This window comes from Ekhidna lutea, from assembly GCF_900188325.1.
Lineage (GTDB): Bacteria > Bacteroidota > Bacteroidia > Cytophagales > Cyclobacteriaceae > Ekhidna > Ekhidna lutea.
In genome coordinates, this window is record NZ_FZPD01000005.1 from 573,821 (window position 1) to 585,123 (window position 11,303).

9 protein-coding genes are annotated in these 11,303 nt (G+C 40.8%); 2 read left to right on the top strand and 7 right to left on the bottom strand.

The features are described from left to right. Positions 1–63 precede the first annotated feature (63 nt). From secG to miaB, 5 genes are read right to left on the bottom strand one after another with little or no spacing between them, the layout of a single operon-like run. Positions 64–438 (bottom strand): preprotein translocase subunit SecG, encoded by a 375-nt coding sequence (gene secG / locus CHB71_RS16555; RefSeq protein WP_089358048.1) that lies wholly within the window; start codon positions 436–438, stop codon positions 64–66. Then, entirely contained in the window at positions 439–2,256 is a 1,818-nt protein-coding gene (locus tag CHB71_RS16560; protein WP_089358049.1) for a hypothetical protein, read from the bottom strand. A 39-nt stretch (positions 2,257–2,295) separates the two neighbouring features. Further along, the gene (lptE, locus tag CHB71_RS16565; protein ID WP_089358050.1) at positions 2,296–2,823 is read right to left on the bottom strand and encodes an LPS assembly lipoprotein LptE; all 528 of its coding nucleotides are present in this window, start codon (positions 2,821–2,823) and stop codon (positions 2,296–2,298) included. Beyond that, positions 2,804–4,090 (bottom strand): sigma-54 interaction domain-containing protein, encoded by a 1,287-nt coding sequence (locus CHB71_RS16570; RefSeq protein WP_089358051.1) that lies wholly within the window; start codon positions 4,088–4,090, stop codon positions 2,804–2,806. Before CHB71_RS16570 ends, lptE begins: the two co-directional genes overlap by 20 nt. Further along, positions 4,087–5,544 (bottom strand): tRNA (N6-isopentenyl adenosine(37)-C2)-methylthiotransferase MiaB, encoded by a 1,458-nt coding sequence (gene miaB / locus CHB71_RS16575; protein ID WP_089358052.1) that lies wholly within the window; start codon positions 5,542–5,544, stop codon positions 4,087–4,089. Before miaB ends, CHB71_RS16570 begins: the two co-directional genes overlap by 4 nt. A 77-nt stretch (positions 5,545–5,621) precedes the next feature. On the opposite strand from miaB, the gene CHB71_RS16580 reads away from it, so the two are divergent. Both CHB71_RS16580 and CHB71_RS16585 read left to right on the top strand, forming a co-directional pair. Continuing rightward, on the top strand, positions 5,622–6,137 hold the full coding sequence (locus CHB71_RS16580) for a gamma carbonic anhydrase family protein (protein WP_089358053.1): 516 nt from the start codon (positions 5,622–5,624) through the stop codon (positions 6,135–6,137). A gap of 3 nt (positions 6,138–6,140) precedes the next feature. Next, the gene (locus tag CHB71_RS16585; protein WP_089358054.1) at positions 6,141–6,488 is read left to right on the top strand and encodes a phage holin family protein; all 348 of its coding nucleotides are present in this window, start codon (positions 6,141–6,143) and stop codon (positions 6,486–6,488) included. Here the strand turns inward: CHB71_RS16585 and CHB71_RS16590 are convergent. Both CHB71_RS16590 and CHB71_RS16595 read right to left on the bottom strand, forming a co-directional pair. Then, positions 6,479–7,402 (bottom strand): PorP/SprF family type IX secretion system membrane protein, encoded by a 924-nt coding sequence (locus tag CHB71_RS16590; RefSeq protein WP_089358055.1) that lies wholly within the window; start codon positions 7,400–7,402, stop codon positions 6,479–6,481. The genes CHB71_RS16585 and CHB71_RS16590 overlap by 10 nt on opposite strands. Before the next feature lie 11 nt (positions 7,403–7,413). Next, the coding region (locus CHB71_RS16595; protein WP_144017466.1) for a gliding motility-associated C-terminal domain-containing protein at positions 7,414–11,303 on the bottom strand (3,890 nt) is incomplete at its 5' end.

Below are 11,303 nucleotides of genomic sequence, written 5' to 3' on the forward strand. Positions count from 1 at the left end.
TGGAATGCAGAGGCGACTCTATGAGTCGCCTTATTTATTCTAAGATGCTAAAGATTTGAAAACTCAATTACCGGTTGAATCAGAATCACCCTGAGTGAGGTCTTGCAGGGAGGAATTGTCCGAATCAGCAGGCTGAATACCTTGTGGGATTACAGGTTGAGCGTTTTGAGCATTGTCAATGTTAGGGCTTGTAAGTCCACCTTCATCTTGTGTTGGCTGGATGAAGTTTGTAGAAACAGATAATACGAGTAGTGCAATAGCAAATCCCCAAGTCAGCTTTTCAAGTAAATCTCCAGTCTTCTTAACACCCATTAGCTGAGTGGTTCCGGACCCTCCAAACTGGCTTGAAAGCCCACCACCTTTAGGGTTTTGTGCCAAAACCACAAGGATTAACAAAACAGCTACTATTACAATCAGGGTTACTATTATTCCGTACATCTATTCAATCTTTGAAATTAAGTCCGCAAAGTAAGATTTTTTTTCGGGATATTTCAAGCTTAATGCTTCATAGATTTCGATTGCACGCTTTTTATTTCCCTGATGCAGATAAATTTCAGCTAAATATTCGGAGGCAAGGTTAGGATCCCACGCTGCACTCTCCTCTGCTAAGTCTTCAGCCTTTATATCTTCCTTGCGCTGATACTTTATGGTGGGTGATTCTTTTATGAATTTATCAATAATGTCCTGCTGGTCCTTGCGATCAGCTTTGTCATCATCTTTTTTCTCCTCCTTTTTATCTTTTGCAGTAGTCTTTGCTCGAGTGCCTTTTTTTGATGACTCCTTTTCTTTTTTTGAAACAGCTTCTTTTTTTGTGGAGGTTTTCTTTTTAGTGGCTTTCTTTTCTGTAGTAGCTTTAGTTGATGACTTTTTCTTTGTTTCTGTCTTCTTCGTTTCCTTTTTAGAAGTGCTTTTCTTTTCTTTTTTTTCTACGGCAGTTGCTTTTTCAGTTTGCTTGGGCTTTTCCTCTTTCTCATCCTTTTTAGTAGTAGGCTTATCATCTTCCGCTGACTTTTCTTCCTTTTTAGCACTTTTTTTTCTGGGATTCTTTCGAGCTACTGGCTTTGCCTTAGATAAGTCAGGGAGCTTTATTTTTTCTTCTTCTCCTTCTTTCTTTTCGTCTTGTTTTTTAGATGGTTGCTCTTTTGCCTTAGGTTTTTCCTCTTTCTCTTCAGGCAATTTTGACAAATCCGTCTCTTCAGGTGATTTTAGATAGCTTCTTGTTGAGAAACGTGAGAATCGAGGTTCACGAATCACCCGTTCTGCTCTCGCATTTTCCTCAGGTTCTTCTTCCTTAGGTGATGTAGGTTTATCTGCTTCTCTTTTTTCCTCCTTTATAGTGGAAGGTTTTTCTTCTTCCGCTTTAGGTGTATCCCTAGCCTCTTCTTCTGCTTGTTCTTCCTGCTTTATTTTGTCTTTTAACTTCTCTAGTTCTTCCTTTTGGGTGTCTTTTTCTTCAATGGAAGGTTTTTCCTGGGTTTTCTGTTCCTCCGGGTCTGACTTTAAAGAAACCTTTTCAAGTGCTGTTGAGATTGCATCATCTTCTTCAATTTTCTGTTGGACCTCCGCAAATTTTTCACGGGATGCCTTCAGATTCTCCATATCACGCTGCAGCTCTTCCAGAATAGAGTCAAGCTCTCCACTAGGTACCTCAGGGATTTCAGGTTGTGGTTTTTGTTCCTTTTCCTTTATTGAACTTGGACGCACATCCTTTCTGACTTTTTCTTCTTTGGGAGGTGATATCTTAGGTTCAAGACTTTTAGGTTGCTCAGTACCTACAGCCTCTTGAATTGGTGGTTTGTCTTCTTTCTTTTGTTCTGCCGGCTCTGAAGGTTTCTTGGCAGCTACTTTTTCTACCGGTTGTTCAGCAGGAATTTTTTGTTCAGGTGCAGATTTTACCTCTGGGGTTGCTTTTTCCTGAGTAGGGGGCTTGGTCTCTGGGGTTTTGGCCTTCTGGGTCTGAGATGATGTATCAGACTCTTTTTTAGTCTCAGTTTCCGGAGCAGGAGGGTGTGAAAGAAAAAACAGGTTACCGTTCAGGTATTTCTTAAGTAAAATCCGATCTGTTGAATATATAGCGGCAGATGCCACTCTTTTCTTAGTTTTAGGATGCTTTTGCTCTTTGCTGGCTTTTGCCAATAACAACCGAGCGCTAAGAAAATAGGGATATTCACTTACAATGCCTTCCAGCTTTTCTAACTGCTCGCCGGAAAGCTTGCTTGGATCTCTTAGATAGGTGATTAACTCGGTTTTGTTCACAGGACTAGCTAACGGTGTTTAAGCTAAAATTAAGCAAAATCACCAATTTGCAACGGAAGCATTAAAGATATCTAAAACTATTTGGTCGAATATCTCTTCTACAAACGCTTCTTCATCGGATGCCAGATTTGTGGAATTATTGTCAAAATCCTTGAAGAAAGAGAATGATTTGTCAAAATCAAAGGAGGGATCTTGCACATTAGTGTAGGTAGCAGATACAGTAATAGTAATTCTGGATAGCGCAGAAAAATCTGCTTGTCCTTGATTTCCTGCAGTGGCAGCTACAGGGGTAATGGTGTAATTGGATATATAACCATCTATTTGGAGGTCCCCGTTATTATCAACTAACTCCAGGCTGGTATTTTGCTGGAAATAGTCTTTGATGTTCTCAGTAAACAATACGCTCATATTGGATGGGCCGAGCGGGGCATTATTGTAAAACGTCTGGATGGAGATTGTTTTTACATCGGGAGAAATGGATGCCCCGGTAAATGAATAAACACCACAGCCGGTACCAAGCCCCGAGGAGATCAAAAGAATAATTAAACTAAAGGTCTTCCAATTCATATTGCTTGATCTTCCTATACAAAGTTCGTTCCGAAATCCCCAGATCTTCAGCGGCATACTTTCTTTTATTGTTATTCTTTCGCAATGCTTTTATGATCAGTTCTTTTTCTTTTTTCTCAAGTGACAAAGAGTCTTCTAATTCCATTTCATGGGTGATATCTTCTACTTCAGAATCATAGTCATCTTCATTGGAGGAAATTATCAACGTATGTTCCTCTTCTGATTTAGGTTTTCTTTCTTCTTTGTATTCTTCAAGTCTTGAGTGTGAAGAGTCAATGTTCTGAAAAAGCGTCTTGTGATCATCTAATATCTCTTTGTCATTATCATTGCCATCAAGCATTTTAAATACAAGTTTTTTGAGTTCGGCCATATCCGACTTCATATCAAAAAGAACTTTGTATAGGATATCACGTTCCGTGAAATTGTCGTTTGATTCTGCTTTGTTAATAAGGGCTGGCAGGTTGCTTCCAGTACGAGGTAAGTAAGTTTGAATCTGCTCTAATGAAATTTCTCTTTCCACACTAAGCACGCTGATTTGTTCAACCAGGTTTTTAAGCTGTCTAATATTACCTGGAAACCTATGTGATTTCAGATAGTCTTTGGCTGGGTCAGATAGCTTAATAGGCTCAGTTTTATAGTTTTCTGAAAAATCATAAGCAAACTTCTTGAAGAGCAAAATGACATCATCGCCTCGTTCCCTTAGTGCTGGAACATAAATGGGAACCGTACTTAATCGATAATACAAATCTTCTCTGAATTTCCCCCTTCCAACTGCGTCCAGCAAATCAACATTTGTTGCAGCAATTATACGGACATCCGTTTTTAGTACTTTGGAAGAGCCTACTTTAATGAATTCTCCATTCTCAAGCACCCGAAGTAGCCTTGCCTGTGTACTTTGAGGCATCTCACCAATCTCATCCAGGAATATGGTCCCGCTATCCGTCTCCTCAAAATAACCTTTCCTGTCGCCCGTAGCACCAGTAAATGCCCCCTTTTCATGCCCGAATAACTCAGAATCGATCGTTCCTTCTGGTATCGCGCCACAGTTGATTGCAATGAATTGGCCATGCTTTCTATGAGAAAGGCTATGTATGATTTTGGAAAATGACTCTTTTCCTGCACCACTTTCCCCTGAAATTAGCACACTCATGTCAGTAGGGGCAACCTGCATTGCCACACGGATGGCATTGTTGAGTTTGGTGGAATTTCCAACAATCTCAAAACGCTGCTTAATTGCCTGAACCTCAGAATCTATCTTAAAACTCATATCAATTCTCCAAATAAGGTTGCAGGGGTACAATCAGTCACCCGCACATTCACGTAAGTGCCCTTCGGTACATCAGCATCAAAAATGATTACTTTGTTAGCTGAGTTTCTGCCTTGCATTTGCTGATCAGATCGTTTGCTTGTACCCTCTACAAGGACCTTAAATTCTTTACCGATATCAAGTTTATTTCGTTGCAAAGAAATTTCCCTTTGTTTGTCAATAATCTCCTGAAGCCTTCGCTTTTTTACCTCGAGTGGAATATCATCCTCGTATTTTTTTGCAGCAACAGTCCCTGGACGTTCTGAATAAAAGAACATATATGAGAAGTCGTACTTCACATAATCCATCAGGGTAAGTGTATCCTTATGTTCTTCTTCAGTCTCACTACAGAAACCGGCTATCATATCAGAACTAATACCACACTCTTCGCCTAAAATCTTGCGTATGGCATCCACGCGGTTTATATACCATTCCCTGGAATAGGTTCTGTTCATCAGCTCAAGCACCCGTGTGTTCCCACTCTGAGCCGGCAGGTGGATATAGTTGCAGATGTTTTCATACTTCGTCATGGTGATAAGTACTTCATCTGTAATGTCTTTTGGATGTGAAGTTGAAAAACGTACCCGTAAATCTGGACTTACTTTGGCAACCATTTCAATGAGGTTAGCAAAGTTTATGATTTCTTCTACATCATCTTTTTTATTCAGGCGAGCCTTATTGTTCTCTTCTTCCGACCATTTATATGAATCTACATTTTGACCCAGGAGGGTAACCTCTCTGTACCCATTATCGAATAGTTCCTGGGCTTCTGCAACGATTGAGTGTGGATCACGACTTCTTTCTCTTCCTCTTGTAAATGGAACTACACAGAAAGAACACATATTGTCGCATCCCCTCATGATCGATATAAAAGCTGAAACGCCGTTCGAATTGAGTCGAACGGGCGAGATGTCTGCGTAGGTTTCTTCACGTGAAAGGAAGGTATTAATTCCTTTTTCGCCTTCTTCAGCCTGCTTTACCAGTTTTGGCAGGTCTCTATACGCATCGGGACCTAAAACCAGGTCTACGATCTTCTCTTCTTCCAAAAGCTTTGACTTGAGACGCTCCGCCATGCAGCCTAAAACGCCAACAGTCACCTCACGATTTTTCTTTTTAACAGCATTGAAAACTTTTAGACGATTTCTTACGGTTTGCTCAGCCTTTTCGCGGATAGAGCAGGTGTTAATCAAAATAACATCTGCATGTTCGGGTGATGAGGTAGTTCCAAAGCCTTCTTTTTTCAGAATAGAGGTGACAATTTCACTATCTGAAAAATTCATTTGACACCCATAACTCTCTATATAGAGTTTTCTGCGTGCTTTAGTACCATCATCTTTCGTAGTTTTAAAGTCACACGATTCGGCTTGATTTTTCTCTTCTTCCAGTAAATCTATATCTGCTATCAATCCTTGCATGCTGCAAAGATAGAAACAGTAATGACATTTTGTCAGCACTTTGAGTATTGATTTTATCTTTAGCTTTAAAAGAAAAAATGGCTCACATACAAGAGGTGAGGGGATTGGCCCCCAAATATGGAAGTGATTGTTGGTTTGCTCCGAATAGCACCATAGTAGGTGAGGTGGAAATGGGAGATAATTGCACGGTGTGGTTTGGTGCTGTGGTTCGGGGAGATGTTAATTATATCCGAATTGGAAACAACTCCAATATTCAGGATAATGTAACCATTCATGGGACCTATAAGAAATCCGGCACGACAATAGGAAATAATGTATCGATCGGTCATAATGCAGTTGTACATGGATGTACAATAGAAGACAATGTTCTCATTGGTATTGGTGCGATTATTTTGGATGATGCGGTTATCAAATCCGGATCAATCATTGGTGCTGGAACAGTTGTGCTTGCTGGAACGATAGTAGAAGAAAACTCTGTCTATGGTGGAGTCCCTGGTAAAAAACTCAAAAGCATGGATGCGGAGAATAAAGAAATGCTTGGTAGAATTGCAGGGAACTATACCATGTATGCCGGATGGTTTAAAGAAAAATAGCTTATGAGATTACTTGTTAAAATATTACTGTCTTCTATTGCAGTTGTCGTCGCGTCTTACCTACTACCCGGAGTGGTGGTTGACTCATTCATGACAGCTATCATTATTGCCGTGATTCTATCTTTACTGAATGCAACTGTCAAGCCAATTTTAATTGTATTGACTATTCCATTAACGGTAGTGACACTAGGTCTTTTCCTGATAGTAATTAATGCCCTTATTGTGTTAATTGCAGATTCGCTTATATCCGGATTTGATGTGCACAATTTCTGGTGGGCACTTTTGTTTAGCTTGCTGCTGTCACTAATTAATGCATTCCTTGCTGATCTAAGTAAAGAGGATCAGAAATAAACAGGACACTGAGGATCCTTCTTGTAATTCCTCAATTTAATTCTGTAATTGAGTAGCACTTCATGGGTTCCTCTTGAGTGGTTGTTAAGAGCATTCACGGTAGCATCATACGCATATCCAAGTCTGAAATTTTCATTTAAGATAAGCTGAGTAAGAAAAACAAGGGCATCACCACTTCGATAGGATACTCCTGCATAAGCGATCCCATCAAATATGATTGTTGCGTTGAGATCCCAACCAACTCTGCTTTGTTCCTGATATCGAAATAGAGCAGAAGGACTGAATTTGACATTTCGGTTAATATCCAAAACGATACCGCCTGTGGCATAATAGTATCGACTTTCTCTGCCTTCTGAAGTTGTTCCATCAGCTTGCACTTGATAAAGACTATTTTCTAAAATATACGGTACCGAAATACCGGCATACATTTTTGGGTTAGCAAAGTAGATACCTGTCCCAAAGTTTGGCGTGAAACGGGTAGGAGTGCCTGTTAGCAGCTCATCGTCCTCATTGAGTACATTTAATCGAGTAAAATCTGATCTTCGGTTATCGAATCCACCGGAAAGTCCCATCGCCAAAATACCTACTCCTGTTTTTATCTTGTAAGCTCCACTTACATAAATTGCGGACTCTTCATGTACGCCTATCACATCACGTGTTGCTTGTAGACCTAATCCAATTTGGTTTCCATAAAAAGAACTGTGAACGGATAGTATGTTAGAAGTAGGTGCTCCGTCTACATTGATCCACTGCTTTCTATGAATAAAACTGGCACTTAAAATATTTAGACTTCCGGCATATGCAGGATTGATCGCCAGACCATTGAACATATAAGTGGACATGACTGGTCGCTGCTGTGCGGTAACACAGCCAGCGATTATCATGAGTATTATTAATACAGTGGATTTCTTCATTCGTCCTAAAGTTATCTAACTAATTCTAAATATCCCTGAATAGGATCCTCTCCGGTACCCAAGTCAATTACATAGAAGTAGGTACCTGATGGTAATGTAAGGCCACCACCTCCGACATTGCTTAGTCCTTCAAACCTAACCGATGTATTATTATATCCATCAATATCGAAAATCTTTTGACCTGCGCGGTTGTAAATTTTCACGTTATTGTTAGGGAAATAGTCAATACAATCAATCAATAAGAAGTCGTTCTTGCCATCTGCATTCGCTGAAACTCCATTGTAGATTGTTAATGATGTTTCTATAGTAAAAGCAGCATCGTATGTACAGCCATTCTCTGCTGTGAAGGTTACTGTATAGTCGCCAGGATAAGCATCTATAAGCCTTGAGTCAGTTCCAACTACTGTTCCGTTGGCATCTCTCCATTCATATTCAGTAGCGAGGTTGAATTCTTCAAAACCGATAATTGCAGAACCTGTAAACTGATTAGTTGATCCATCTTCTGTTCTTAGACAAACTGAGTTGTTGAATATTACTTCGTACTCTGGAGCAACCACTTCATAATTAATCTGGACAGGTGTCTCAGCAGACTGACAACCAGTTGCAAGGTTTGTAGCTCTTACAAGATACGTCGTGGTATCCAGGTTAAATACTTGCGATCCTGTAGCATATGGGCTAGTCATGTCACTTGGATCAAACCATTCGAATAAGAACCCATTGGTAATTCCATCCACATTGGCAATAGCGCTACCGTTTGCAAACTGACAATTATCTCTTCCATTGTTCACTATGACGGTCGGAGTGTTTGGTGTCACAGCATTGTTTTGTATTGTGAAGACCTCTGAAGCAATACAACCGGTAATAACATGGGCTAACTCTAAAGTGTACATACCAGCATCCAGTGAATCAATAAAGAATGTATTTCCAATCTGGGTGTTGGCATCATTATACCAGGTAATATTCACAGTTGACAAGTTAGGGACACTTACTGAAGCATATCCATTCTTTTCATCAAAGCACACAGTTACATCACTTGTGGTGAGTTCATAAACCGGCATTTTTGTTGCGTTTTCAACAGTGACTTCTGTGGCATTGGACTGACAGAAGTTATCTATTTGATCGACTACAAGTACAACATAATTACCATCTGCCAAATTCTCTACTAGAGAACCAGTGTAATCCGCATTAGCTGGGTTAGGAGAGGTACCAACAGTGGCAAGGTTTCCAGTGAACCAATAGTAGCTGTAATCACTAATTGACCTGCCAGGAGCTGGAGTTATTACAGAAACTGCCACTTTACCATTTGGATTAACACAATTTGTGTTCGCAGATGAAGTGGTTGATATCGCAATTGGATTTGGAATATCATCCACCATTTCATAAGTCTCCGTTATCGAACAACCTGTTGTGTTGTTTGTCACCTCTACGGTATATGTTCCTGCTGCAATGCCTGAAAGTTCATTTGTATTTGCTCCTGCTAACTGTGATCCACCTGTATAATCATCTGAGGTCAATGGATTACCAGTGCCTGTTCCATAATACCATTCAAAATCATACGTGGCATTTTCAGGCTGACCATCGGCAAGCACAAGCAAGCGACCATTCGGTAGGTTAGGATCACAATTGGTTTGTGCATCAAAATCATCAAGGGTAATGACTGGATAAACAGCATTATCTCTGACTCTCACTTCAAATGGAGGCGTAGAACAATCCAAAGTAGTGTGGGTACCTATTACCCAATAAATCCCACCTTGTGCAGTTGTATAAGCTGCCCCTGCATTGCCAGTGAAGACCGGAGTTGGCGAGCCTACGGTAGGGTCTACATCATAGTAGTCAAAGTCATAATCTGATATCGCACCATCACTCACTGAAGTAACTGTTATACTACCATTTCCAGGTGAACAAGTTGTTGCTGTTGTAGTAGAAACTGCCAATATATCCAGGTCAGCAGGCACTGAAGGCACATCAAACACAGTAACAGTTGTACAAGTGCTTGATAGATTAGTCACTTCTACAGTGTATGTACCAGCTGCAAGTCCTGCCACGGTTGCTGTACTTACTCCTGTTGGGCTAGATCCGTTACCCGGATCAGTATTATTAACAAGAGCTGTTCCCGTTCCTGATCCCAAATACCACTGGAATGTGTATAATGTGTCAGTTTCATCATTACCATCCGCTAACGCTCTCAATGATCCGGCTGGAGTACCAGTAGCAGAGCATGTTGAGTCAGCTGCAATTACCGTGACACGTACATCAGGGTAGAAGATGTCTTCTACAATATCAAAGAACAATGCGTCAGATTCACAGTTAGAATCTGTTTTTCTCACGATGGCGTAATAAGAATCAGCTCCAAGCCCTTCTATTGTCAAGCTGTTAGGGTCAGTTGAGGTAGTTCCTGTAAGCACATTTCCCGGAGTAGTGTACACTTCAAGTGTATAAATACCTGCAGTAGCCATCTGTGCAGAATCAATTCGCGTTCCTCCAACAGAGATTTCAAGTACTGCAAAGCTTCCATTATCAGTACAATAACTCACATTATCAATCTGAGAATCTGTAATGAAAATGGCTTCATCTTCCTGTGGAATATCAAAATTACGCACAGTGCTACACTGCGTGTTAGTATTTGTGACTTGTACAGAGTACTGACCAGCAGATTGATTGGATAGTATTACTGAGGTTGCTCCTGCAATCTCATTACCTGCTGTTGCATTTGAGCCTGTAAACCATTGTACAGTAAAGTGATCGGTCTCATCAAACTTGCTGTTGATAATTACTTCCAGTCCGCCTGTTGCCGTAGTTCCACCCGTACAGTTATTGTCAGGTGTGGTGCTAACTCTTGTAACCTGTGGGTTCCTGGTGGAGTCCTTCACGTTAACTATAGCAGTAGCAACACTACATTGTGTTGTGTTGTTAGTTGCAAGTATATAATAATCACCGCTTGATAGATTATTGATTGTTATTGTAGGCGAACCATTGCCATTGAAAGCGCCAACTGATGGTCCTGTCGCGTTTCCTTGTCTAATGTCCACATTATAATCATTGAGGGAGCCAGTTATATCAGCATCATTGATCACGATGGTTCCACTGTTTCCAGTACACAATGTATCTGGTTGTGTGTTGGATTGAATAGTAGATATATCAAGCGTAGGTGTTGTATTATCTTCTTCAACTTCGTAAGATGCGCGAGTTTTACATCCGTTATTAGGATCCTCGCGATCATAAGCCACTACGGTATAGATACCTGACGGTAATCCAAGTATTTGCGTACTGTCAGCATTCGCAGCGATTGTACCAGCGGTGGCATATCCACCATCGGTGATTTCGTTTGCGACTATAGTTGTATCGGTACCGATCCACCATCTGAAGTAGTAGTTAGTAGAACCATTACCATCGACATCCACGGTGATCTGTCCGTCTCCTGTATCAGCGCTAGGATCACAGAATGTGTCATCTGTAAGGCTGGTTAGACTGATGACCGGATTAGCTGTGTCGTCTTTGATGGTCACAGAAATATCAGCACCTGCAGAAGGACAAAGTCCAGCAGCAGCAATTTGCTGTATAGAGACATTGTAGGTTCCAGCCGGTAGGTTAGAAGCTACATCATCAAAAGCACTACCTGCTGATGTTGAAAGGTTTGCACCAGGGATAGCAGCATCCCATGTGATGGTGTAGTTAGCTGCTTGAGGATCAGTTACTGCAACGAATGCATTATTGAGGTAGAATCCTGTTATCTGGACTGATCCATTAGGTGTACCGGAGCAGTTATCATTATTAGTAAGTGTCATATTACCTGCTCTCAGTTCTATGACCGGATTATTTTCTTCGACCTCATAGGTAACCAGCGCTTTACATCCAAGGAATGGTTGCTCGCGATCATAAGCCACTACGGTATAGATACCTG